This window comes from Donghicola tyrosinivorans (assembly GCF_003003355.1).
GTDB lineage: Bacteria > Pseudomonadota > Alphaproteobacteria > Rhodobacterales > Rhodobacteraceae > Donghicola > Donghicola tyrosinivorans.
The window spans coordinates 351740-377017 of record NZ_PVTQ01000003.1 but is presented as its reverse complement, the minus strand read 5'-3'; the positions used below and the strand labels follow the sequence as shown (position 1 = coordinate 377017).

21 protein-coding genes are annotated in these 25278 nt (G+C 59.8%); 10 read left to right on the top strand and 11 right to left on the bottom strand.

Going from position 1 to position 25278, the window contains the following annotated elements; translation table 11 throughout:
* Positions 1-116: 116 nt before the first annotated feature.
* Positions 117-803, bottom strand: a complete 687-nt coding sequence (locus CLV74_RS06610) for a response regulator transcription factor (protein ID WP_106263436.1) — start codon at positions 801-803, stop codon at positions 117-119.
* 165 nt (positions 804-968) lie between these two features.
* Between CLV74_RS06610 and ribA the strand changes: the two genes are divergently transcribed.
* Both ribA and CLV74_RS06600 read left to right on the top strand, forming a co-directional pair.
* On the top strand, positions 969-2060 hold the full coding sequence (gene ribA, locus CLV74_RS06605; protein WP_106263435.1) for a GTP cyclohydrolase II: 1092 nt from the start codon (positions 969-971) through the stop codon (positions 2058-2060).
* Between the two features lie 8 nt (positions 2061-2068).
* Positions 2069-2566: a L,D-transpeptidase family protein gene (locus CLV74_RS06600; protein WP_106263522.1), complete on the top strand. Its 498-nt coding sequence runs from the start codon at positions 2069-2071 to the stop codon at positions 2564-2566.
* Here the strand turns inward: CLV74_RS06600 and CLV74_RS06595 are convergent.
* The 3 genes from CLV74_RS06595 to CLV74_RS06585 form a co-directional block, all read right to left on the bottom strand.
* Positions 2563-3216: a YggS family pyridoxal phosphate-dependent enzyme gene (locus CLV74_RS06595; protein ID WP_106263434.1), complete on the bottom strand. Its 654-nt coding sequence runs from the start codon at positions 3214-3216 to the stop codon at positions 2563-2565. The two genes, CLV74_RS06600 and CLV74_RS06595, sit on opposite strands and share 4 nt — an antisense overlap.
* The gene (locus CLV74_RS06590) at positions 3197-4681 is read right to left on the bottom strand and encodes a tetratricopeptide repeat-containing sulfotransferase family protein (protein ID WP_106263433.1); all 1485 of its coding nucleotides are present in this window, start codon (positions 4679-4681) and stop codon (positions 3197-3199) included. Before CLV74_RS06590 ends, CLV74_RS06595 begins: the two co-directional genes overlap by 20 nt.
* A gap of 111 nt (positions 4682-4792) precedes the next feature.
* Entirely contained in the window at positions 4793-5746 is a 954-nt protein-coding gene (locus CLV74_RS06585) for a porin (RefSeq protein ID WP_106263432.1), read from the bottom strand.
* A gap of 272 nt (positions 5747-6018) precedes the next feature.
* Here CLV74_RS06585 and CLV74_RS06580 point away from each other — a divergent pair, with 272 nt between their 5' ends.
* Positions 6019-6507 (top strand): DUF3576 domain-containing protein, encoded by a 489-nt coding sequence (locus CLV74_RS06580; RefSeq protein WP_245888473.1) that lies wholly within the window; start codon positions 6019-6021, stop codon positions 6505-6507.
* Positions 6508-6589: 82 nt separating this feature from the next.
* Here the strand turns inward: CLV74_RS06580 and CLV74_RS06575 are convergent, their stop codons facing one another.
* Positions 6590-7846: a glycosyltransferase gene (locus tag CLV74_RS06575; RefSeq protein ID WP_106263431.1), complete on the bottom strand. Its 1257-nt coding sequence runs from the start codon at positions 7844-7846 to the stop codon at positions 6590-6592.
* A gap of 282 nt (positions 7847-8128) precedes the next feature.
* Between CLV74_RS06575 and leuS the strand changes: the two genes are divergently transcribed.
* From leuS to holA, 3 genes are read left to right on the top strand one after another with little or no spacing between them, the layout of a single operon-like run.
* Positions 8129-10711 (top strand): leucine--tRNA ligase, encoded by a 2583-nt coding sequence (gene leuS, locus CLV74_RS06570; protein WP_106263520.1) that lies wholly within the window; start codon positions 8129-8131, stop codon positions 10709-10711.
* Positions 10698-11192 (top strand): LPS assembly lipoprotein LptE, encoded by a 495-nt coding sequence (lptE, locus tag CLV74_RS06565; protein WP_106263430.1) that lies wholly within the window; start codon positions 10698-10700, stop codon positions 11190-11192. Before leuS ends, lptE begins: the two co-directional genes overlap by 14 nt.
* On the top strand, positions 11189-12211 hold the full coding sequence (gene holA / locus CLV74_RS06560) for a DNA polymerase III subunit delta (RefSeq protein WP_106263429.1): 1023 nt from the start codon (positions 11189-11191) through the stop codon (positions 12209-12211). Before lptE ends, holA begins: the two co-directional genes overlap by 4 nt.
* Here the strand turns inward: holA and CLV74_RS06555 are convergent.
* The 4 genes from CLV74_RS06555 to secA form a co-directional block, all read right to left on the bottom strand.
* The gene (locus CLV74_RS06555) at positions 12208-13383 is read right to left on the bottom strand and encodes a TIGR03862 family flavoprotein (protein WP_245888472.1); all 1176 of its coding nucleotides are present in this window, start codon (positions 13381-13383) and stop codon (positions 12208-12210) included. The two genes, holA and CLV74_RS06555, sit on opposite strands and share 4 nt — an antisense overlap.
* Positions 13384-13545: 162 nt before the next feature.
* Positions 13546-15120, bottom strand: coding sequence for a phosphate ABC transporter substrate-binding/OmpA family protein (locus tag CLV74_RS06550; protein WP_106263428.1), 1575 nt, complete (start codon positions 15118-15120; stop codon positions 13546-13548).
* 18 nt (positions 15121-15138) lie between these two features.
* Positions 15139-16089, bottom strand: coding sequence for a translocase (locus tag CLV74_RS06545; RefSeq protein ID WP_106263427.1), 951 nt, complete (start codon positions 16087-16089; stop codon positions 15139-15141).
* Between the two features lie 177 nt (positions 16090-16266).
* Positions 16267-18960, bottom strand: a complete 2694-nt coding sequence (gene secA / locus CLV74_RS06540) for a preprotein translocase subunit SecA (RefSeq protein WP_106263426.1) — start codon at positions 18958-18960, stop codon at positions 16267-16269.
* Positions 18961-19128: 168 nt separating this feature from the next.
* Here secA and CLV74_RS06535 point away from each other — a divergent pair, with 168 nt between their 5' ends.
* The 4 genes from CLV74_RS06535 to CLV74_RS23360 all read left to right on the top strand — a co-directional run bounded on the left by CLV74_RS06535 (position 19129) and on the right by CLV74_RS23360 (position 21925).
* Entirely contained in the window at positions 19129-19977 is an 849-nt protein-coding gene (locus tag CLV74_RS06535) for a peptidylprolyl isomerase (RefSeq protein WP_106263425.1), read from the top strand.
* 3 nt (positions 19978-19980) lie between these two features.
* Entirely contained in the window at positions 19981-21207 is a 1227-nt protein-coding gene (argJ, locus tag CLV74_RS06530) for a bifunctional glutamate N-acetyltransferase/amino-acid acetyltransferase ArgJ (RefSeq protein WP_106263424.1), read from the top strand.
* The gene (gene mutT, locus CLV74_RS06525; protein ID WP_106263423.1) at positions 21204-21608 is read left to right on the top strand and encodes an 8-oxo-dGTP diphosphatase MutT; all 405 of its coding nucleotides are present in this window, start codon (positions 21204-21206) and stop codon (positions 21606-21608) included. The genes argJ and mutT overlap by 4 nt, the downstream gene beginning before the upstream one ends.
* Positions 21609-21799: 191 nt before the next feature.
* A complete protein-coding gene (locus CLV74_RS23360; protein ID WP_281260645.1) occupies positions 21800-21925 on the top strand; it encodes a hypothetical protein in 126 nt (41 codons plus the stop codon).
* 169 nt (positions 21926-22094) lie between these two features.
* Here CLV74_RS23360 and infB read toward each other — a convergent pair whose 3' ends face one another.
* Together infB and CLV74_RS06515 are read right to left on the bottom strand one after the other, a co-directional pair.
* On the bottom strand, positions 22095-24644 hold the full coding sequence (gene infB, locus CLV74_RS06520) for a translation initiation factor IF-2 (RefSeq protein ID WP_106263422.1): 2550 nt from the start codon (positions 24642-24644) through the stop codon (positions 22095-22097).
* A gap of 9 nt (positions 24645-24653) precedes the next feature.
* On the bottom strand, positions 24654-25274 hold the full coding sequence (locus CLV74_RS06515) for an RNA-binding protein (protein ID WP_106263421.1): 621 nt from the start codon (positions 25272-25274) through the stop codon (positions 24654-24656).
* Between the last annotated feature and the right edge of the window lie 4 nt (positions 25275-25278).

The window sequence follows — 25278 nt, the reverse complement described above, 5'->3', positions numbered from 1 at the left end:
AGCCCGGGTCAGTCCAACAGGGAGGTTGCGTATCATGACCCGGATACGCACGGGAACTTTGTCATAATGCCTGCATAAGTCATGCCAAACATTGATCTGGCTCAAACCTTAAACACTCAGACGTTAAGACGATAACCACCAGATTCGGTCACAAGAAGGCGCGCATTGGACGGATCGGGTTCGATTTTCTGTCGAAGCCGGTAAATGTGCGTCTCCAGGGTATGGGTCGTCACGCCAGCATTATATCCCCATACTTCATGAAGAAGTACGTCTCTGGCAACTACCCCATCGGGGGAGCGATACAGGAATTTAAGGATATTCGTCTCTTTTTCAGTCAAACGGACCTTTTTTTCATCTTCGGTCAGCAACATCTTCATCGACGGCTTGAAAGTATATGGCCCCAGATTGAACACCGCGTCCTCGCTTTGCTCGTGCTGACGCAGCTGCGCGCGGATGCGGGCCAGTAGAACGGGGAACTTGAAGGGCTTGGTCACATAGTCATTTGCGCCCGCGTCCAGTCCCAGAATCGTGTCCGCATCACTGTCGTGACCGGTCAGCATCAGGATCGGGGATTTGACCCCTTGCTTGCGCATCCGGCGGCATAGTTCGCGTCCGTCAGTATCAGGTAGACCTACGTCCAGAATGACCAGATCGTAGACCGCCTCTTTGACCTTCTCCATGCCCTCGGCACCGGTGCCTGCTTCGAAGACGTCAAAGTCCTCGGTCATCACCAGCTGCTCGCTCAGGGCCTCGCGTAGATCCTCATCGTCATCTACCAGCAGGATTTTCCGCAGTTGCGCCATGTGACATTCTCCAAATTCTCGCTTTCCTGTGAGATGAGGCGTGTTTGCCTTCACGACAAGGTTTGTGGCAGTGATCTCACGTCGACGTGTCGCGATGCAGGGTTTTGTTTCAATTTCCCCGTCAAAGCATTACATGGAAGGCCGCGACTACACGGGAATTGTAACATGGCGTTTGCCCCCGACATCACCGAAGATCTGGCCCGCGCCCGAGGCGATTTGCGCATGGGCGTGCCGATTGTGCTGACCTCGGACACGGGGGCGCTGCTGGTTATGGCCGCCGAAAGCCTGTCGGATCAACGTCTTGCCGATCTGCGCGGCTTGGGGCCAAAGCCGGTGATCGTCATCACCTCGCGTCGGGCCGAGACATTACGGGCCGTCCCGTATGACGGCGATCTGGCGCGGATCACCGTACCTGCCGATGCAGATTTGTGGTGGATCAAGGGCATGGCGGACCCCAAACACGACATGGATGTGCCGATGAAAGGCCCGTTCATGATCGCCCGCGACGGGGGTGCCGCCCTACACCGCCTTGCCATCCAACTGGTGAAAACCGCCCATCTGCTGCCCGCCGCCGTGGTGGTGCCTTTGGATGATCCCGCCAGCTTTTCGCAGGCAAACCGCCTGACATTGATCCAAGCCGATCTGGCTGGCCCCACCATCGCCGCCGAGGCTGCCCTGCATCCCGTCGCCGCTGCCCGCCTGCCCATGACCGCCGCCGAAGCGGGCCGTCTGCACATCTATCGCCCCGAAGACGGCAGCGAAGAGCATTACGCGATCGAGATCGGCAACCCGCCCCGCAATGCCCCCGTTCTGGCCCGTCTGCATTCAGCCTGTTTCACGGGCGACGTTCTGGGCAGCCTGAAATGCGATTGCGGCCCGCAGCTGAACGGCGCTCTGGCCCAGATGGGCGAGGAAGGCGCGGGCGTGCTGCTGTACCTGAATCAGGAAGGGCGCGGCATCGGTCTGGCGAACAAGATGCGCGCCTATGCCCTGCAAGACCAAGGCTATGACACGGTCGAGGCGAACCACCGTCTAGGATTTGAAGACGACGAACGGGATTTCCGTATCGGCGCGGCCATCCTGCGCCGTCTGGGGTTTGACAGCGTCCGCCTGATGACCAACAACCCCCGCAAGATCGCGATGATGGAGAAGATGGGCATCAAAGTGGCCGAGCGCGTGCCGCTGATCTTGGGCGAAACACCCCAGAACCGTGCCTATCTGGCGACCAAAGCCAAAAAGTCGGGCCACCTTCTATGACCGCCTTGATGAACCGCGATGATCTGGTGGTCACGCCGCAAGGGGTGCGCTTTATGGGCCGCCTTTTTCCCTGCACCTTGGGCCGTGGCGGCATCGTGACGGACAAGCGCGAAGGCGACGGCGGAACCCCTGTGGGCACGCATAAGATCGTCGGAATGCTCTATCGTCCGGACCGACTTGCCAAGCCTGCCGATTGGGCGGTGCCGATTGGCCCGCGTGACCTGTGGTCCGACGATGTGAAGGATCAGGACTATAACCAGATGGTCCGCGCGCCGTATCCGCACAGCCACGAAGCCCTGCGCCGCGCCGATCCCATGTATGATCTGGTGCTGATCACTGACTGGAACTGGCCCTACGCGCAAAAGGGCAAGGGCAGCGCCATTTTCATCCACCAATGGCGCCGTCCCGGCTATCCGACCGCAGGCTGTGTGGGCTTGTCCCGCCGCGACCTGCACTGGATCGCGCCCCGCATCAGTTACGGAACACGGCTGATTGTGCGGGATTAACCGTAATTACGCTCGCCAAAGATGGCGCTTCCCACACGCACATGGGTCGCGCCAAAGCTGATCGCCTTTTCGAAATCACCGCTCATGCCCATGGACAGGCCCTTCAGGCCGTTCCGCTCGGCGATCTTGCGCAGCAGGGCAAAGTGCAGGCTGGCCTCTTCGTCGACGGGCGGAATGCACATCAGGCCGCGCACAGGCAGGTCCATTGCCAGACATTCTTTGATGAAACCATCGGCATCGGCAGGCATGACGCCTGCCTTTTGCTCTTCCTCACCGGTGTTCACCTGAATGAAAAGCTGCGGGCAATGGCCTAATTCCTGCGCCAGACGGGCAATCGTGCTAGCGATCTTGGGGCGGTCCACCGTGTGAATCCACTGCGCCAGCTCCATCGCCTGACGGGCCTTGTTGCTTTGCAGAGGGCCGATGATGTGCAGTTCGATCCCGTCATAGCTTTCGCGGAACATGGGCCATTTGCCAGCGGCTTCCTGTACCTTGTTCTCGCCAAAGACCCGATGGCCCTCTTTCAGCACCTCTTCAACAACCTCATTCGGCTGCACTTTGGACACCGCAATCAACTGCACATCGGCGCGGTCGCGGCCATGGTCAGCACAGGCTTTGTCGATGCGGGCGTTAATCTCGGAAAGGGACATGCGTCAGGGCCTCATACGTCTTGATAAAGGGCTGCATCTCGGTCTCGAAGCGCCGCCAGCCCCCTTTCGAGGACTTGTAGACCGGCGCGCGCACTTGTCCAAGGCTCAGTGTCCGCACGGCGCCCTCGGCGTCTTCGGGATGCAGGCAGGCGTCATTCCAGTCCAGCCCCGCGCCGGTGATCAGGCGGGGAATCTGGGTGTCAGGATCATCCACCAAGTCTTCATAGCGGACCTCAATCATCCGATCGCCAAGGGTGTCACGGAAGGCGTCAATGCAGCGTTCAAAGACTACGATCTGACGGGCGATTGCCTCAAGATCGGTGGAATAGCGGTGCGTACCGTCAGCAAAGTGGTTGCGATAGATCGAAAGCGCCACATCGCGCGGATCACGGCGCACCACCACAAAGCGGGCATCAGGCATAGCGGCCGCAAGAGCTGGCATCACCAGATAGGTCATGATCGACTTATCCGTGACGAACTGCGCCCCCTGTTGACTGGAGGTTTCGGCCAATGACACCCGCATCCGCTGCGCAACCGCCGACAGCATCTCGGGCTTGGCTTGCGACAGCGGCGCCATCGCTTTGGGGTTATTCCCCAACGTCGCACGGGCCAGACGGAAACCGGCGGCGATTTCCTCGGCCATGCCCACTTGGGGATGACGGCCAAAGATCCGCTCGACCAGAGTGGTGCCAGAGCGCGGCATCCCCGTGATAAAGATCGGCGAAGGCGCCTGCGGCGCGGCAAGCGCGGGCAGTTTGGCCCCTTGCTGCGCGGCGATCAATTGCGCGGCCTCATCTTCAACGCCATCCATATTGGGCGCGGCTTGCTTGCATTGCAGGGCGTTGGCCGCATCAAGATAGGTGAACACCTGATCATGCTGGCCCAGATCGCCCATCGTTTTGGCCAGCGCATAGCCCAGATCAATGCGGCTTTGATCGCTAAGCTGCTGGTCCCACAGCGCCTGCATCTGTGGGATCACAGGATCATCCGCCTGCATCCGGCGCGGGAAGGTCAGCAGGCGATAAAGCTGCCCATCCTCGGGCTGCTTTTTCAGCAGCTTGCCGATGATATTTAGCGCCTCATCAAAGCGGCCAAGCTGTTGCAGGACTTTGGCCTGCTCAACCTTTGGCGCGGGGTCAGAGGGGCGCAAGGACACCAGCTTGCCCAAGGTTTTCAGGGCTTGCGCCTGATCAGACGCGGCAACCTCGGCCTCGGCCTTGGCGCGCAGAATTTCTGGAACGTTGGATTTCAGGCGGGCGGCTTTGGTCAGGGCGACAACGGCTGTGCGCGGGCGGTAAAGCTCTAGCGCGACGCGGCCCATCTGGTAATGCGCCTCGGCCAGACGGGGGGCGGCCTGAACAATCGCCTCATAGGCTTTGAACGCAGCGCCGAACTGGCCCGCATTCTGTTGTTTCAAAGCCGTCGCATAGGCCGCTTTGATCGCGGCAGCGTTGGGTTGGGCCATCGAGCTAAGCCTTTTCGCCTTAAAAGTGCCTGCCCTTCACATAACCGCATGGCCCCAAAACGAAAAGAGCAGGCACAAGGCCTGCTCTTCCGTATCTAAGATCAGATGATCTTAGAATGCCATTTTCAGGCCCAGCGAGTAGCTGCTTGCTGCCTGGTCCAGGGTGCCAACGACGTCGTCGCCGCTTTCGCCGTAACCAGCCAGAACCTTCAGGCCGCCGCCCAGGTCGTATTCTGCTGCCAGACCGAAGCCTTTCAGGGTCGATACGCCATCAACGTGCTGCTCACCGTAGTTTGCACCAACGGTCAGAGCGTCAACCGAGTAGGTTGCTGCGATGTTGTAGTACTTGGTCACGACGTCAGCCGAACCAGCAGCGTTGGCGATGCCTTCTGCGTAGTTAGCAACCATGGTCACGCCTGCAACGGTGGTGCCTGCCGACAGGCCCCAGCCTTCTGCATCTTCACCGCCCTGGTAACCCAGACCCAGATCCAGGTCTGCGCCGCCCAGTGCAACGGTGTAGGTTGCGCCCAGGCCGAAGTTCGCACGTGCGTCACCGGTGTTGGGGGTTGCAGCCGATACCGACAGACCGAAGCCTGCAACGCTGTAGTCAAAGCGAGCGATCTGGCCGTTTGCGTCCGAAACGGTGTCCATGAACGCCATGCCTTTAACCGAGAAGCCGGTCGACGAGTCGTCGATGTCGCCCATCAGGTCGGTTTCTGCAACAGCTTTGTCCAGAGCGCCATCGGTGTCGCCCATGGTCAGGGTGCCGAAGTCGCCCGAGATGAAGATGGTTTCGCCGCCCTGATCCGCTTCAACGAAAGCGTTCGAGGTTGCGCCGTCGGTTTCGTCCAGATCAACCGACGCACCGAAGGTGATGCCGTTGTCCGATTCACCCGACATGGTGAAAGTTGCGTCTACACGGGTAACAAACTGGTCGTTCGAGTTGTCAACGCCGTTCTCGCCGCCCATGATGCCCATTTCGGCCCAGCCGGTCAGTGCGACTTCAGCGGAAGCGATACCTGCGGTTGCGATCAGCGCGGTGGTCGCGAAAAGAATCTTTTTCATTTTTTCCCTCATTGTGTCGTAAGGCACGTACCAATCCGGATATCCGGCCTTGATGAGCATTGAATGCACCCAAGCCCCCCCTGCAAGCAAGCCGACATCGCGGCTAACGACCAACAAACAGGTAAGTGATGCGCATTTGCCACAAACCCATGACAGCCCTATTAACCACATATTAACGGTCATTTGGCCGCTCGCGGGGTGAAGGTGCCTTGTCGAATGGGGCTTTGACCGCTAAGCAACTAAGGAACTTTGCTTTTTGCAGGAGAGGCCGCATGTTTCGCGCGATGCCCCGTTTTGCCATCCCCTTTATGATAGCGACTGTCGCTCTGACAGGGTGCGGTAAATTCTCGTCCCAGAACGACCCCCGCAATGCCAAGGATGAATTTCTGGCATCGAAAGGTCTGCCGACGTCGAAGGATTCGAAATTCCTTGATTTGCTGAAGCAGCCCGACCGCGAAGAGGTGGGCGAGGTGAATCGCTATCTGTGGAATGCTTCGCTTGAGGTTCTGAACTTCCTGCCGATCGAAACCATCGATCCTTTCACCGGTGTGATCGTCACCGGCCTGGGCACGCCTCCCGGTGGCGGGCGTGCTTATAAGGCGACAATCTTTGTGTCGGACAGCGCCCTTGATGCCCGTTCGCTGAATGTGGCCCTGAAAACCAGCAATGGTCAGGCCGTCAGCGTCGAGACCCAGCGCGCTGTTGAGGATGCGATCCTGACCCGTGCCCGCCAGCTGCGGGTTGCCGATCTGGGCCGCTAACGCAGCAAACCAATCCTGAGAATCAAATAAAGGGGCCTTTGGGGCCCCTTTTGTTTTGCCGATCAGAACAGTTTCACGGGAATCAATCCACCGGACGGCGCGATTCTGCTCCGTGCAACTGTTGGACCCATGACAACTGGCGCGGCATACAGATCGACGCCAGATCATATTCCGCCACGATCTTCTTTCGGGCGGCCTGCCCCAAAGCACGGCGCTGCTCTTCATCTTCAGCAAGCTCGGCGATCCGGTCCACCATGGCATCCCCATCGAAAAAGTTCACCAGACGGCCGGTTTCCCCGTCCTTGATCACCTCGGCCACGGGGGCGACATCGCTGGCGACAATAGCAGCCTCCGAGGCCATCGCCTCCATCAGTGACCAGCTGAGAACAAAGGGGTAGGTCAGATAGACGTGGACCCGCGTCACCTGCAGCATCTTCAGGAACACATCATAAGGAATACGGCCAAGGAAGTGGACACGCGCCCAATCCGCATCGGGAATCGAATCGCGGACCTCGTCGATATACATCTGTTTCCACGTCTTCCCCTTAGGGGCCGCGGCGCCGTAGCTGACCCCGTCACCGCCAACGATCAGAATCTGTGCATTGGGCCGTTCCCGCAGCAGACGAGGCAAAGCCCGCATAAAGATGTGATAGCCACGGTAAGGTTCAAGATTACGGTTCACGAAGGTGATCACCTCATCCTGACGGGTCAGATCAAGGCCCTCATATGTTAATCTGACCTCAGGATCGGGGCGGACCGCCTTTGTGTCGATCCCGTCATGGGAAACAGTGATCAGGGGGCGCATGTCCTCTGGATAAGACGATGCCTGAAACTGCGTGGGACTGATTCCCAAGTCCATAATCTCATGGTGCAGGCGGTTGCTCAGGTTCTTGAGACGGATCCGCATGTATTCCTGATCAGGCGCACGCGCGGGGAATTCGGGGTCAAAGCCAAGACCGCCGCCCTCAGGGTGGTAATACAGCTCGCAGAACAGACCCAGCGGGGCGTTAGGCCACACATCTTTGACAAACAAGCTTTCGCCCCAGCCCGGATGCGCGATGATGACCTTGGGGTCAAAGCCCTGATCGCGCAGCTTCAGCGCGGCAATATAACAGGCATGAGCGCGGTGCAGCTTGGTGTCTGTATCCACCAGCCAAGGGTGGACCGACTGACGGCCCGAAACCTTGAGATGGTAAGGAATCATCTGCACACCGTTCCAGACCGTGTGCTTGTCCACCCGAGGGGTCAGGGCAACCACCCGATGACCCTGAGCCGCCAGATTGGGCGCCAGATGTTTGAACTGTCCGGGGAAATTGTTGTGAATAAAAAGAATGTCCATCGTCTAAACTAATAAATCCGGTCGTTTGCAGGCACGTTAGAGGGGCAATGCCGCCCCGCAAAGCCCTGTTGCAGATAATATGGCAACATTCGTGCCTAACCTCTTAAGCATAGCCCTCTTTGGGGACGAATAGCCCCCGCACAGGCGAAGAGGACCGGAAAGACCGCCGATTCCCCCTCAAAGCACGCCAAATTCATGCAAAATGCCGCCTTGCTGCTGGACCAGCGGCGCGTGCGGCCCTATCACCCCGCCTTGAGATCAAAGCATTCACGGGGACCGCAGATGTCGCGTTATCAAGCCAGCGAAATCGAAGCCAAGTGGCAAAAGGCCTGGGACGAGGCCGGAGTATTCACCGCGACCCGCAGCGCGGACAAGCCCAAGTACTATGTGCTTGAGATGTTCCCGTATCCGTCGGGCCGCATCCACATGGGCCATGTGCGCAACTACACCATGGGAGATGTGATTGCCCGTTATAAGCTGTCGACCGGCCATAACGTGCTGCACCCCATGGGCTGGGACGCCTTCGGGATGCCCGCCGAAAACGCGGCGATGGCCACCGGTGGTCACCCCAAGACATGGACCTACAACAACATCGCGGAGATGCGCGGTCAGATGAAGCCTCTGGGCCTCTCGATCGACTGGAGCCGCGAGTTCGCGACCTGTGACCCTGAATATTACGGTCAGCAGCAAGCCCTGTTCCTGGATATGCTGGACGCAGGTCTGGTCTACCGTAAGAACGCCGTCGTGAACTGGGATCCGGTTGATATGACCGTTCTGGCGAACGAGCAGGTGGAAAACGGGCGCGGCTGGCGCTCGGGCGCGCTGGTGGAGCGGCGCGAGCTGACCCAGTGGTTCTTCAAAATCAGCGAATATAGCGAAGAGCTGCTGTCGGCGCTGGACACACTGGATAACTGGCCCGCCAAAGTGAAAACCATGCAGGCGAACTGGATCGGCAAATCGCGCGGTCTGCAATTTGCCTTCTCGACCGTGGATGCACCGGAAGAGTTCGACCGGATTGAGGTTTATACCACCCGTCCTGACACTCTGATGGGGGCCAGCTTCCTCGGGATTTCGCCCGATCACCCGCTGGCGAAGGCTTTGGAGAAGGACAATCCCGAGATTGCCGCCTTCTGCGAAGACTGCCGCCGCATGGGCACCAGCGAGGAAGAGCTGGAAAAGGCCGAGAAGAAAGGCTTCAACACCGGTCTGCGCGTCCGTCACCCCTTTGACACCGCGTGGGAACTGCCGATCTATATCGCGAACTTTATCCTGATGGACTACGGAACAGGCGCCATTTTCGGCTGCCCCGCCCATGACCAGCGCGATTTCGAATTTGCGACCAAATATGGCCTGACCATCAACCCCGTCTTCGTCCCCGCGACGGTGGATGCGGATGGTGCCGATGAGTATTTCCACTCAGAAGAATCAGCTTACGTTCCGCAAAAATCCGAGGCCGTGCGCTTTGTCCGCGGCTACGCGGGCGATGAGGTTCAGACCGGCGAGGCGGCCATCGATGCAGCGATTGCCTTCTGCGAAGGTCAGGGTGTGGGTCAAGGCGTGACCAAGTTCCGCCTCCGCGACTGGGGTCTGTCCCGTCAGCGCTATTGGGGCTGCCCGATTCCCGTGGTTCATTGCGACAGCTGTGGCGTTGTTCCCGAGAAGAAAGAGAACCTGCCGGTTCTGCTGCCGGATGATGTGTCTTTTGATGTGCCCGGCAACCCGCTGGACCGCCACGCCACGTGGCGCGATTGTTCGTGCCCGACCTGTGGCGCGGCGGCCAAGCGCGAGACCGATACCATGGACACCTTTGTGGACAGCTCATGGTACTTTGCCCGCTTTACCGCGCCGCGTGCGACGACGCCCACCGATGCCGCGGATGCGGAATACTGGATGAACGTGGACCAGTATATCGGCGGCATCGAACATGCGATTCTGCACCTTCTGTATTCGCGCTTCTTTGCGCGGGCGATGCAGATCACCGGCCACCTGCCTGAAAAATCGAAAGAGCCGTTTAACGCGCTGTTCACCCAAGGCATGGTGACCCACGCGATTTATAAGGCCGAAGATCCGTCGAACGGGCGTCCGGTCTATTTCTACCCCGAGCAGGTTGATCTGCGCGACGGAAAGGCGTTCTGCAAGGAAACCGGCCACGAGCTGGAGATTGTGCCCTCGGCCAAGATGTCGAAGTCCAAGAACAACGTGGTGGACCCGCTGGCGATCATCGCCAGCTACGGTGCCGATACCGCCCGTTGGTTCATGCTTTCCGACAGCCCGCCCGAGCGGGACGTAGAATGGACCGCATCGGGCGCCGAAGCGACCTTCAAGCACCTGAGCCGCGTCTGGCGTCTGGCCGCTGAGGCTGCCGAGGATACCTCGGGCGCGAATGATCAGGATGAGGCCCTGCTGCGCGAGATGCACAAAGCGATCCACGATGTGACCGCTGGCATCGACAGCTTTGGCTTCAACGCCTCGATCGCGAAGCTTTACGGGTTCACCAACACGCTGGCCAAATCGAAGGCCGGTGGTGAGGCGAAACGCCAAGCCGCACGCACGCTGGCGCAGCTGATGTCGCCCATGACCCCGCACCTTGCCGAAGAAATCTGGGCATTGCTGGGGGGTGAAGGTCTGATCGCCCATGCCGCTTGGCCCGTGGCCGAGGCCGCCATGCTGGTTGAGGATACGGTCACTCTGCCGATCCAGATCAACGGCAAGCGCCGCGGCGAGCTGTCGGTTCCCAAGGATCTGGCGAAGGAAGAGGTTGAAAAACTGGTCCTCGCCCACGAAGCTGTGGTCAAAGCGCTGGACGGCGCTGCACCGAAAAAGCTGATCGTGGTTCCGGGACGGATCGTCAATGTGGTCGTTTAAACCTTCTCGCCGCGCCTTTGTGTTGGGCGCGGCAATTCTGCCGCTGGTGGCGGCTTGTGGCTTTCAACCGGTGCTGGCGCCCCAAAGCGCCAGTGGCCAGTTGCTGTCGCGCCTGTCCGTGCGCGAACCTGGCAGTGCCAGCGAATATGTCTTTGCAGAGCGGATGGAAGAGCGGATCGGCCGCAACGCCGGTGATCTGCAACTGAACTACAGCATAAGCATTGGCCAATCTGCCTCAGGGATCACCCGCAGTCAGGTGACCAACCGCTATATGGTCACCGGTCGCGTGACCTTCTCGGTCGCGCCGGTTGGCGGGGGCGAGGCGCTGTATTCCGGTGTTGTGACCGCCTTCACAGGCTATTCCGCCACAGGCTCGACCGTTGCGACCCAAGCGGCAAGCCGTGACGCCGAAGAGCGGATCGCAATCCAGCTGGCAGATCAAACGATCAGCCGCCTGATGGCCGAGGCCAACCTCAAATGAAGCTGAACCCGCGCGATGCCCGCAGCTATATCGCGCGGCCCGACCCCACGCGGCCGGGCATTCTGCTGTACGGGGCAGACCCCATGCGGGTGGCCGACCGGCGACAAAAAATCATCACCGCTCTGATCGGCCCCGAGGGCGAAGGCGAAATGCGCCTGACACGCATCAATGGGGCAGACCTGCGCAAGGATGGCGCGCTGCTGACCGATGCCATCAAGGAACAGGGGTTCTTTCCCGGTGCCCGCTGCGCCTTCGTCGAAGACGCCACTGACGGCTGCGCCAAGGCAATCCAGAACGCGCTGGAAAGCTGGTCGCAAGGGGATGCCAACATCGTAATCACCGCCGGTCAGTTGGCCGCGAAATCCGCGCTGCGCAAACTGTTTGAGACCCATCAAAGCGCCTACGCCCTTGGCATCTACAACGATCCTCCCGGTCGGGACGAGATCGAGGCCACCGTGCAAGAGGCCGGCCTTGGCCCGCTGGACCGCGACGCCATGGATGCCCTGATTGCACTGGCCCAGACGATTGAGCCGGGCGATCTGCGCCAGACCATCGAAAAGCTGGCCCTTTATAAGTATCAGGACAGTTCACCCGTCACCGTTGCAGATATCACCGCCTGCGCCCCCGCCTCGGTCGAGGCAGAGGTTGATGACCTGCTGGACATCGTCGCCAACGGCACGCCCCATTTGCTTGGCCCCGTCCTGCGGCGCCTTGAGGCGCAGGGTAGCAACCCGACCGCGCTAATGATCATGGCTCTGCGCCATTTCCGGACCTTGCACGTGGTGGCCTCGGCCCCCGGTGGTGCGGCGGCTGGCGTTGCCGCCCTGAAGCCACCGGTCTTCGGCCCCCGCCGCAGCAAGCTGGAACGCCAAGGCAACCGCTGGAGCGTTGAGCGTCTGCAAAGAGCGATCACCCTCTTGGTGGATACCGACCTGACCCTGCGTTCTGCCGGTCAAACCGCACCGCAAATGGCACTGGTGGAACGGGCGCTGCTGCGCCTGACGATGATGAACCGCTAACCGGCGTAGCGGGCAGCGGCCTGCCCTGCCAAACGCCCTGTCGCCAGACAAGCGGTCAGCAGATAGCCCCCCGTCGGCGCCTCCCAATCCAGCATCTCGCCACAGGAAAAGACACCCGGGCGATCCTTCAGCATCAGATCAGAGGTCAAAGCATCAAACCGCAAACCACCAGCGGTCGAGATCGCCTCATCCATCGGACGCGGCCCTTTCAGCGGCACCGGCAATCCCTTCAACAGCGGTACCAGGTCCTGCGGCACAGGCCGCCCGAATTCCTGCACCAAAGCGATCTTCACCGGCGACAGCCCAAGACCCTTGCGCAGACGGTTCGCCAAACTCTCTTTCAAACGGGTGCGCGACAGACGCTGACGGACCTCATCCACCGACAAATCCGGCAACAGGTCCAATGCCAACGGCGCACCCTCGCGCAGCGCCCGACTGACAGCATAGATCCCGCCGCCTTCCAGACCACGGTCCGAGATTACAAACTCGCCCCGCCCCACCTCATGGCCCGCCAGCAAAGCAACCCCCTTCACCGGAGCGCCGAAATGCTTGGCCATATGCGGTGACCAATCCACCTCGAATCCCATGTTGGCAGGGGCGAAATCGGCAACCTGATCCGCGAACTGCGCCGCCCACGCCCCGTCAGAGCCAAGCCGCGCCCAACTCGCCCCGCCCATCGCCAAGACAGTGACCCGCGCCCGCAACAATGTAGGCCCCGCAGGTGTCTCGAAACAGGCGCAATCCTCTTGCCAGCCAGTCCAACGCCAACGGGTCCGCAATTCCGCACCAGCATCGCCAAGCCGCGCCAACCATGCCCGCAGCAACGGACTGGCCTTCATCACAACGGGAAAGACCCGACCGGTACTGCCCGTGAACATTTCCTGCCCCAGCCCCTCGGCCCAAGCGACAACCTCGTCAGGACCAAAACCAGCCAACGCATCCGCCAACAAAGGATACCCATCCCCATAGGCCCCACAAAACGCCGCAGTCTCTTCCCGCTTGGTCAGGTTCAGACCCGACTTCCCCGCCATCAGAAACTTCCGCGCCGCGCTGGGTTTTGCCTCGGCAATCAACACGGACAGGCCCGCCAAGGACATCATCTCGGCCGCCATCAAACCGGCAGGACCCGCGCCGATCACCAGCGCATCCACTTCCTCGATTGCCGCCATCATCCCGTGTCCCCGCCTGAAACGCGCCCTGCTCTAACGCAAAGACCGCCCACGGCACAAGCCGCAGCCAAGACCCCACCGGCAAACCGCAAAAGCGCCCGCCCTTTCATCTTGGCGATAAATACCTCCGCCGGAGGCCCCCATCGGCCACGGACACGCGGCCGATCAATCCGCGACCTGCAACCAAACCTCAACGCGCCGGTTTACGTCGCGGCCCCATTCGGCGTCATCGCAAGCCATCGGCATCGCTTCCCCAAAGCCAATCGCCCCGAACGAGACCTGAGACAGATCGCTGCTCTCTTCGGACGCCGCCTCGCGGATGGCCGCCAGAACCACATCTGCCCGCTCGGCAGACAGGCGGCGGTTCGTGGGCGCATCGCCCATCCCGTCGCTGAAACCTGTGATCAGAATATCCTGCGCATCATAAAGGCCGGTCCCGATTGCCTGCGCCAACAGATCAAGGTTGGACAAGGACTGCGGGTCCAGCGTGGTCGAGCCTGCCTGAAACCGGAACGAGGTCGTCAACCGGCGGCGCGGTCCCAGCACCTCGATCATCTCTTTCAGAGCTGCCAGATCAATCTCTTCGCCCGCATTTGTGATCGCATTCACCAGACGGTCACCCTGCCCTTCCAGCCCGATCTGCTCGGGGGCCTGATCCACATAGCCGGACCGGCGCACCACCTGCTGCGCGGCGGGGCTGGCAAGATAGGAAACGAAAGCGCGGCCCACTTTGGGCAATCGCCGCGCAGGACGATAAAGGAACATCGGCGCAACCAGCGGGTAATCCTCGGCCTTGATCGCCTTGCGCGAGGCACGCAGGACAAAGCCGCATTCGCCCTGAAGGGCCATCGGCTCGGCGTTCCCAAGATCGGAAAAGCTGGCGATTCCCAGCGCAAAGGGGTCCGCCGCAACCGCTGTCGCCAGATCACGGGGCGAAGCGTGATAAATCGCACCCGCGGCAAAGCTGGCCTTCGCGGGCAAAAGCTGGTCATGCACCGCCTGCCCCAAACCCGATGCCAGATCCGGCAAATGAACCGAGATCGGCGCCTCGGGCCCGCCCATTTCTGACCAGTCGGTGATCTTGCCCTGCAAGATCAGGCTCAGATCATCCAATCCGATCCGCAACACCGGATGGCCAGGCGCAACGACAGGCACCAAGGCATCCAGTGCAATCACCTGCGCCTGACGGCGGGCCCGCAGATCGCCAAGCCCGACCTCCAGCGCCCTGCTGGCCTCGGCATCGCGGATTTCACGGGTGGCCAGCACCATATCGGCCTCATTCGCCAACAGATCCGCAAAGCCCTCGTCGGTCGAGGTCATATGCACATAGAATCGCGCCACCTCACGGCCAGAGGTCTTTTCGGTCAGGATAATCTGGTAATCGCCGTTCTCTTGCGGCTCGCGCTGGGGCACATAGCCCGCGCGATGGGCAAAGCTTTCGATCAGCGCGCCCCACATGACCTCGCCAATCGCGCCAGCGCCGGAAATCGTTAGATCAGCCACATAATTGGTCAGGTCAGGACAGGCGGGTCCCTTGCAGTTCACACCGCTGCTGTCGACCGTCAACTCGCCGTACTGAGTATCAATCCGGTAGAATTCCCCATCAAACCCAAGGAAAGTTCCTTCAAGTGTGATGGACCCATCAAGGGACTCAAGTGAGATATCCTGCGCTTTAGCCGCAGAACTCTGCCCGAAAACGAAAAGTGCGGCGAAAGCCGCCGCACCGATATGTCTTAACATGTGAAACCGATAACGCCGTTATTTTGCGGCGATCTTCAGGTCTTCCAGCAAGTTTTGCAACACAAGATAATCGCCAACTGCGTCACAAGCGGGCACAGCGATGGTCAGGTCTTTCACAGACATCGAGGTTTCGCCCCGCGTCTGAAGCACCTGCGCGTGAATATCATTGTTGCAGTTTGCAGCGGTCACTTCGGCTTCAACCGACAACAGCACATCGCCAAAGTTCTGCGACGTCCCGCTGGGGAATGTGTAAACCTCAGCGATGCGGGCATTTGGCAGCGCGGGGTTCCCCAGACGCACCATCATACCACCCTGACCTGTGACCGCAGTCGAGGTATCACGGGCAGCTGCGAACCAGACATGACCCGGCCCTTCATAGCTATCCGAGAATTCACGGGCGTGCAGTTCGATCCCTGCATCCCCCTGCCACTGGACTGCGGCACGATCATAGAAATAGACGCTTGAAACCTGCGTGCTGGCCACAGCCGCCGCACCGTCTTCAAAGTCGGCAAAGAACATGGCGTATTCGGTCAGCGCCGGAACGGTCACGGACAGCAGGCCATCGGTGTCGGTGGCTTCGGTGAACATCATGCCGTTGTGGTGGATGGTCACGGTGCTGTCCGCATGGCACGGCGCATCAAGGCTAAGGGTGACCATCGCCGCTACAGCGGGTTCTGCCACCAGCTTGGGAGCACAAGAAGCCTCGGGCTGCGCGGGGGCGGCTGCAAGCTCAATCGCAGTGACATCCTCTGCGGCGACCACGTCAACCACGTTGCTGATCCGCGCCAAGGGCAGCATTGCCGTCATGGAAACCGCAGGGTCCGACGGCGGAGCCGGCGTGCGCATGGGGATGTTGCCACCAAGGGTCGCCTGAACGATGACGGGGCCATACTGCATCACAGCACCCACACCGATGGCGGTTGCCGCTAGCGTGGCGGCCAGAAAGTATCGCGAAGTCGTACCCTTCATGACAGTCGTCCGTTCATGCTTATGTTTGTTTGACTGCAGTATACACCCGAAATAGGGCAGAGATATGGCTTGAAATCGGGCTTTTGGCCGCGAAAACAGGTCACTCTGCCTTAATGGTATACGAAAAAAGCCCAGCAGACCAAGGTCTACCGGGCTTTCGAATCGATATTACAAAACTCAGAGCGCGCCGTGGCAGTGCTTGAACTTTTTGCCCGATCCGCAGGGACAGGCGTCATTCCGGCCCGGATTCCCCCAGCTTTCGGGGTTGTTCTCGTCGAAATCGGGGTTCAGGGGCGTGGGCGCCTCTTCGGCCTCGGGCACAGCGGCGGCTTGATCCATCTGGGCACGTTGTGCCTCTAGCTGACGGATCAGCAATTGCTGCTGTTCTTCGTTCAAAGGCTGAATCCGCGACAAAGTCTTGGAAACCTCGGTCCGGAGCGAATCAAGCAGACCTTCAAACAACTGGAACGCCTCGGTCTTGTATTCGTTCAGCGGATCGCGCTGCGCATAGCCACGGAAGCCCACAACGCTGCGCAGATGCTCCAGCGTCAGCAGGTGTTCGCGCCACTTGGTATCGATGGTTTGCAGCAGGATCTGCTTTTCGATCTGGCGCATGGCTTCGGGGCCAAAGCTGGCGAGTTTCTGGGCCATGAGATCGTCGGCGGCGTTCTGGATACGCTCTTCCACGTCGTCATTGTCCACGCCTTCTTCGTCAGCCCATTCCACGACCGGCAGATCAAGGCTGAGGGTTTCGGCGATCGCAGCCTTGAGGCCGGTGGTGTTCCACTGGTCCGCGTAGGTCTTGGGCGGCATGTACTCTTCGACCAGATCTTCGATGACCTGATAACGCATGTCCTGAACGATCTCGGACAGGTCCTGCGCTTCCATGATCTCGCGACGCTGCGAGAAGATCACCTTCCGCTGGTCGTTCATCACGTCGTCGAACTTGAGCAGCTGTTTACGGATGTCAAAGTTGCGACCTTCGACCTTGGCCTGCGCCCGCTCCAGCGACTTGTTCACCCAAGGGTGTACGATCGCTTCGCCTTCCTTCATGCCAAGGCTGGACAGAACCTTGTCCAGACGCTCAGAGCCGAAGATGCGCATCAGATCGTCTTCCAGCGACAGGAAGAAGGACGAACGGCCCGGGTCACCCTGACGGCCCGAACGACCGCGCAGCTGGTTGTCGATGCGGCGGCTTTCGTGGCGCTCGGTCGCCAGAACGAACAGACCGCCTGCGGCCTTTACGGCCTCTTCGTCAGCCTTGTGATCGTTTTCGATCTTTTCGCGGATATGGTCGGGGTTGCCTTCAGGATCAGCAGCGATCGCTTCCATGATCTTGAACTCGACGTTGCCGCCCAGTTTGATGTCGGTACCGCGACCGGCCATGTTGGTTGCGATGGTGACCGCACCCAGTTTACCGGCGTCTGCCACGATCTGGGCTTCCTGCTCGTGCTGGCGGGCGTTCAGAACGTTGTGGGGCAGTCCGACCTGCTGCAACATCTGCGACAGCATTTCCGACTTTTCGATCGAGGTGGTGCCGACCAGAACCGGCTGCCCCTTCAGGTGCGCCTTCTTGATCTCTTCGACGATGGCCTCATACTTTTCGCGGGCGGTGCGGTAGACCGCGTCGTCCTCATCCAGACGGGCGATAGGGCGGTTGGTCGGAACCTCGACCACACCCAGCTTGTAGATTTCCATAAATTCGTCCGCTTCGGTCAAAGCGGTACCGGTCATGCCCGACAGCTTGTCATAAAGACGGAAGTAGTTCTGGAAGGTCACACTGGCCAGCGTCACGTTTTCGGGCTGGATGTTCACGCCCTCTTTCGCTTCGATCGCTTGGTGCAGACCGTCCGACAGACGGCGGCCTGCCATCATACGGCCGGTGAATTCGTCGATCAGAACCACATCGCCGTTGCGAACGATGTAGTCCTTGTCCTTGGTGAACAGCTTGTGGGCCCGCAGACCCTGGTTCACGTGGTGGACCAGCGTGGCGCTTTCGGGATCGTAAAGCGAATGACCCTCTTGCAGCAGACCCAGTTCCAGCAGGCGGTTCTCAAGGAACTCGTTACCTGCCTCGGTGTAGGTCACGTTGCGGGTCTTTTCGTCGATGCTGAAATGCTCTTCCGACAGTTCAGGGATCACAAGGTCCAGCGACTTGTACAGCTCGCTACGGTCCTGTGCGGGACCCGAGATGATCAGCGGCGTCCGCGCTTCGTCGATCAGGATACTGTCCACCTCGTCGACGATGGCAAAGTAGTGATCGCGCTGCGCCATCTGGTTCAGCTCGGACTTCATGTTGTCACGAAGATAATCGAAGCCAAGCTCGTTGTTGGTGGCGTAGGTGATGTCGCAAGCGTAGGCGGCACGCTTTTCAGCCTCGGGCTGCTGGGGATAGACCACACCGGTCGACATACCCAGAGCGGCAAAGACCTTGCTCATCCATTCGGCATCACGCTTGGCCAGATAGTCGTTGACGGTCACGACGTGCACGCCGCGCCCTGTCAGACCGTTCAGATAGGCCGGAAAGGTCGCCACAAGGGTCTTACCTTCACCGGTCTTCATCTCTGAGATGTTACCTTCGTGAAGGAAGATCCCGCCCATCAGCTGCGTGTCATGGGCCCAAAGACCCAGTGCGCGCTGCGCGGCCTCACGGCAGTTAGCGAACGCCTCTGGCAGCAGTTGGTCAAGGGTTTCCCCCTTTTCCAGACGTGCCTTGAATTCCTGGCTCTTCTCGATCAGTTGTTCATCGCTCAGCGCGCGGAAGTCTGCCGCAAGTGCGTTGATCTTTTCGACGATCGGTCGAGTTGCCTTGATCTTGCGGTCGTTCGGGGTGCCAAAAACCTTTTTGGCCAGAGTTCCGATACCGAGCATACTTTCCCCGCTTGCTGACATTTTCGTGCGTGCTGCTGGCTTGCCGCTAGGGGTGTATACCCATATGACTTTCACGCGGCAGGCCCAAAAGCCCAATGGCGAGATAAGGGTCTGCATACCTAGTGTCAACGTTGCGCACCCGCGCAGGTCAAACGAAGGACCCCTTTTATGCGTTCTATCACAACTCTGTCCGCCGCTGTTTTCGCGATGGGCATCGGCTTTTCCGCTATCGCTCAGGATGCACCCACCGCCGAGACCGTCGTCGCAACCGTAAACGGAACCGAGATTACGGTAGGACAACTGCTTGTGGCACGCACCACCCTGCCCGAGCAGTACCAGCAGCTGCCCGACAATGTTCTGTTCGAAGGTCTGCTGGACCAGTTGATCCAGCAGCAGGTTCTGGCCGACACCAACGAAGCCCCCAGCAAGCGCGTCGCGGTCTCGTTGATCAACGAAGAGCGCGCCCTGAAAGCGTCGGAAGTGATCCAAGGTGTGGCCGATGCCGCCCTGACCGATGAGGCCCTGCAAGCGGCCTATGACGCGCGCTACGCAGAAGGCACGCTTGGAACCGAATACAACGCGAACCACATTCTGGTGGAAACCCAAGAAGACGCCGCAGCCCTGATCGAAGAGCTGAACGCAGGCGCAAACTTTGAAGAGCTGGCGAAAGAAAAATCGACCGGTCCGTCGGGCCCCAATGGCGGCGCACTGGGCTGGTTCGGCGAAGGCATGATGGTTCCCCCGTTCGAGGCTGCCGTTAAAGAACTGAAAGCCGGTGAAATTTCCGCAGCCCCCGTGCAGACCGATTTCGGCTGGCACGTGATCAAGCTGAACGAGACCCGCGAGAAAACCGCACCCACGCTGGATGAGGTCCGCGTAGAGCTGGCGGACGAAATTCAGGGCAAAGCCATCGAAGCACATATTGCAGAACTGGCCGAGTCAGCAGATGTTGACCGTAGCGGTGTAGAAGGTATTGACCCTGCCGTGATCAACAACATGGACCTGTTGGAGCAATAACTTATGGCCAAGTACGCCCTTTCGCCGCTCGCCCCCGAGGCATTTCCGAAGCTGCCCGTCATCAAGGGTGCACGTTTCGCAACCCACGCGGCAGGCGTACGATACAAGGGTCGGGAAGATGTGATGATGGTGGCGCTCGATGCGGGCACCACCATTGCAGGCACCTTCACCCGTTCGGCCACGCGGTCGGCACCGGTCCTTGATTGCCAGGCAAAACTCGGCAGCGCCCCCGAGGGCGAGGCCGTCATTCTGGTGAACGCGGGCAATTCGAACGCATTCACCGGCAAAGCAGGTGTGGCCTCGGTGCAGGCCATCACCGGCGCTGTCGCCGAGATCATGGAAGTGTCACCAAACCGCGTCTTCACCTCCTCGACCGGCGTCATCGGCGAGCCCCTGCCCCATGGCCGCATCATCGATGCGCTGGACGCACTGAAGGGCAAGCTGGACGAGAACGGCATCGAGAACGCGGCCAACGCGATCATGACCACCGACACCTTCCCCAAGGGCTCGGTTGCCAGCTTTGAGATCAACGGCAAGACCGTGAATATCGCGGGCATCGCCAAGGGTTCGGGGATGATCGCGCCCGATATGGCGACCATGCTGGTCTACATCTTCACTGACGCCCAGATCGCGCAGGATGACCTGCAGGCGCTGGTCAGCAGCTTTACCGACACCACCTTCAACTGCATCACCGTGGACAGCGATACATCGACCTCGGACACGCTTCTTATGGCGGCTACCGGTGCGTCGGGCGTCGAAGTCAGCCACGACACCAAAGCCTTCCGCGAAGGTCTGCACAGCGTCATGCTGGATCTGGCCCATCAGGTGGTCAAAGACGGTGAAGGCGCGCACAAGTTTGTCACCATCAATGTGACCGGCGCGAAAACCAACGCCGAGGCGAAGGTACACGCCATGTCCATCGCAAACTCGCCGCTGGTGAAAACCGCAATCGCGGGCGAAGACCCCAACTGGGGCCGCGTTGTCATGGCGATCGGCAAATCCGGCGCGGCGGCGGATCGTGATCTGCTGTCCATCCGTTTTGGCGATATTCTGGTGGCGGAAAAAGGCTGGGTCAGCCCCAACTACCGCGAGGAACAGGGCGCCGCGATCATGAAGAACGCCGAGATCACCATCAGCGTCGATCTGGGTCTGGCTCATGGCGAGGCGACCGTCTGGACCTGCGATCTGACCCACACCTACATCGAGATCAACGCGGACTACCGCTCGTGAGCAAGAAGATCATCTTGGTCTCGGCGGTGGCCCTGATCGACAAAGAGGGGCGCGTGCTACTGGCACAGCGCCCCGAAGGCAAATCCATGGCGGGCCTCTGGGAATTCCCCGGCGGCAAGGTGGAAGACGGCGAATCACCCGAAGACGCCTTGGTCCGCGAATTGCACGAAGAACTGGGGATTGAGACCTGGAACAGCTGTTTGGCGCCTCTTACCTTCGCCTCACACGCCTATCCGGAATTTCATCTGCTGATGCCCGTCTTCGCTTGTCGCAAATGGGAAGGAATTCCCCAACCCCGCGAAGGACAGACGCTGGCTTGGGCAAAAGCGCAAGAATTGCGCAACTACCCCATGCCACCAGCCGATATTCCCTTAATTCCGATCCTTCGCGACTGGCTGTAATCTCAAAACCGCTCAAAACCACGGCACAGCCACGCCAAAAAAACCAGCGAGGCGCGTTACTTATATCCTTTCGGATATTCAACCCCTATCCGAATTGTGACGCTTAAAAGACGGGGAAATGAACATTTCTTAATGCTTATTTCCCAGAACTGGTTATATTGGAGGCAAGCTGAAGCTATGGAGGGAAAGCCATGCTACGCACTATCACTCTGGGAACCTCGGTTTCCGTTCAAGGAATGTACGTTCGGGATCTAGCTGATGGCCGCATTCTGGTGCGTGTCGACAACCGCGAAATCGCGGGACGTCCAGCGTCCTAATAAAACCACCACTCACACGGTTTGAGAAAAGAGGGTCGCATTTTCGGCCCTCTTTTTTTTGCGCGCGCAGAATAAAATTGCTGCACTGCCGAATTTCCAATTCCGCAACTGCAAAACAAAAACGGCGCCCCGATGGGACGCCGTTTTTCTATTTCGGAAACGCGCTCTGTTAGAGGGTGCGTTCGACTTCCTCGCGCTCGAAGATTTCGATGACATCGCCGGGGCGGATATCGTCGTAGTTCTCGAATGCCATACCGCATTCCTGACCCGAGATAACCTCTTTGACTTCGTCCTTGAAACGCTTGAGCGTCTTGAGGGTGCCTTCGTGGATAACCACGTTGTCGCGCAGCAGGCGCACACCAGCCGAACGGCGGGCAACACCTTCGGTAACCAGACAGCCTGCAACCTTGCCGATGCCGGTAACCTTGAAGACCTCTTTGATCTCCGAGTAACCGATGAAGTTCTCGCGGATCTCGGCCGAGAGCAGGCCGCTTGCGGCTGCTTTCACGTCGTCCACGAGGTCGTAGATCACGCTGTAGTAGCGGATTTCCACGCCCTTCTGGTTGGCACTGTTACGAGCAGGAGCGTTGGCACGAACGTTGAAGCCGAAGACCGGCGCACCGCTGGCTTCTGCCAGACCGATGTCGCTTTCGGTGATCGCGCCAACACCCGAGTGCAGTACGCGCACGCGGACTTCGTCGTTGCCGATCTTTTCCATCGCCTGAACGATCGCTTCAGCAGAACCCTGCACGTCGGCTTTCACCAGGATCGGCAGTTCGCTGACGTTCTGGTCGGCCTTCGCCTTCGCCATCAGCTGCTCCAGAGTGGTTGCGGCACCAGCAGCGGCGCGCTTCTCTTTCGCGGCGTTCTCGCGGTATTCGGCGATCTCACGGGCTTGGGCTTCGGTCGCAACAACGTTCAGAACGTCGCCCGCTTCGGGGGTACCGTTCAGACCCAGAACCTCGACAGGAACCGACGGTGCGGCTTCGTCAACACGTTCGCCCTTGTCGTTGATCAGCGCGCGGACCTTACCCCACTGCTCACCCACAACGAAGATATCGCCGCGCTTCAGAGTACCCTTCTGGATCAGAACCGTTGCAACGGGGCCGCGGCCCACGTCCAGCTTGGCTTCGATCACTGCGCCTTCTGCGGCACGGCCCGGGTTTGCTTTCAGTTCCAGAATTTCTGCCTGCAGCGCGATGGCTTCCAGCAGCGAATCCAGACCAGCGCCGGTTTTCGCCGACACTTCGATGTCCTGAACTTCACCCGACATGGCTTCCACGACCACTTCGTGCTGCAGCAGCTCGGTGCGGACCTTCATCGGGTCAGCGGCGGGCTTGTCGCACTTGTTGATCGCCACGATCATCGGAACGCCAGCCGCTTTTGCGTGGCTGATCGCCTCGATGGTCTGGGGCATGACCGAGTCATCCGCCGCAACCACCAGAACCACAATGTCCGTCACCTGAGCACCACGCGAGCGCATCGAGGTAAAGGCCGCGTGGCCGGGCGTATCAAGGAACGTCAGAACAGCGCCGCTGTCGGTGGTCACCTGATATGCACCGATGTGCTGGGTGATGCCGCCGGCTTCGCCCGCGGTCACGTTCGCATTACGGATCGCATCCAGCAACGAGGTTTTACCGTGGTCAACGTGGCCCATGATGGTGATGACCGGAGGACGACCTTCAAGCTCTTCCTCGGAATCTTCGATCTGGGTGATCACGTCTTCGACGTCCGCGTCCGAAACGCGTACAACCTTGTGGCCGAATTCTTCGATGATCAGTTCAGCGGTATCCGCGTCAATGGTCTGGTTCTGCGTGACCATCATGCCCATTTTCATGAGCTCTTTGACCACGTCAGCCACACGCTCGGCCATACGGTTCGCCAGTTCCGACACCACGATGGTTTCGGGCAGCTGTACGTCACGAACGATCTTTTCGCGTTCTTGATTGCCCATCGCCTTCTGGCGCAGACGCTCTTGCTTACGCTTCATCGCGGCCAGCGACTTCTGACGACCGCCTTCGCCGCCCGTAAGCGCCTGGTTCAGGGTCAGCTTGCCACCGCGACGGCTGTCATCACGGCCTTTGCCACGGCGACCTGCGTCATCCTCACGCTCTTTCTTGCGCGGGGTTGCGATGCCGGTCTTGGTGGGCGCTCCGCGTGCAGGACCACGATCGTCGCCACCTGCTGCGGGAGCGGCAGGCGCTTCGGCAGCTTTCGGCGCGGCCTTGGGGGCAGCTTTCTTTGCATCAGCCGCAGCCTTTTTGGCAGCAGCTTCTGCTTTTTCAGCCTCAAGACGTGCGCGCTCTTCTTCTTCGGCCTTCTTCTTGGCCGCTTCTTCGCGCTCACGCTCTTCGCGTTCTTTGGCCTCGATCTCCGCGCGGCGACGCTCACGCTCTTCAGCGCGGCGCTGCTCTTCGGCTTCACGGGCAGCCTGTTCTTCGGCTTCGCGGGCTTTTGCAGCCTGCAGAGCCTTCAAACGGCGTTCCATTTCGGCATCAGTGATACCAGCCGGACGCTTCGAGGGGTCGCCAAGTTTGGGGTTAGCACCGCCAGACTTGGCAGCACCGGGTTTCGGCGTGACAACACGCTTGCGCTTGGTTTCCACCACCACGTTCTTGGTGCGACCGTGGCTGAAACTCTGCTTCACGTTGCCGGAGCGTCCACCCGCACCGCCACCACGAACACCCAGAGGTTTCTTGCCGTCGTTATTATCGCTCATCTAGCTGTCTTACCCTTCCCGGCGGCCCATTCCGCCGTCTTGCGCGCGTAGGCCTTTCAATCTTGTGGCTTCCTCTACAACACGGTTGCTGAGTCCGCCATAGCCAAGCGCGGCATGTATCACACTTTCACGACCGAATGCCTGCCCCAGTTCGTCTGAGGTAAGCCAGCCGATATATCGCCCGTAATGGGGCGTCGAGAGCTTGGACTTGCCGCGCTCTGATCCGTCACAGGCCTGGATCAAGACCAATGCGTCCTCTTTCTGGAGCATGTCTTTCACCTTCTCGTAGCCTGCCACCGCCAGTCCGCTTTTGCGGGCCAGCGAAAGAAGATTGACCACGCGGGCCGAGACCTGAGCCGTCACCAGATCGACCAACCCATCGGGGATCGACACTTTGGTTTTGGCAGCGCGGGTAAAGAGGTTCTTCTTTACCGCAGTCTCGATCGCGTCACGATCTGCTGTCACCCAGATGCCGCGGCCGGGCAGTTTGCCCATGACGTCCGCGACGATCTGGTTGTCCGGCCCGACCACGAAACGGATCATCGTTTCGGTCGAGCCACTTTCGCCCGTGGCAATGCACTTGCGTTCGGGACCGTCTTCCCGATCTTGTTTTGCGCCCCCACGGGTCATCTCA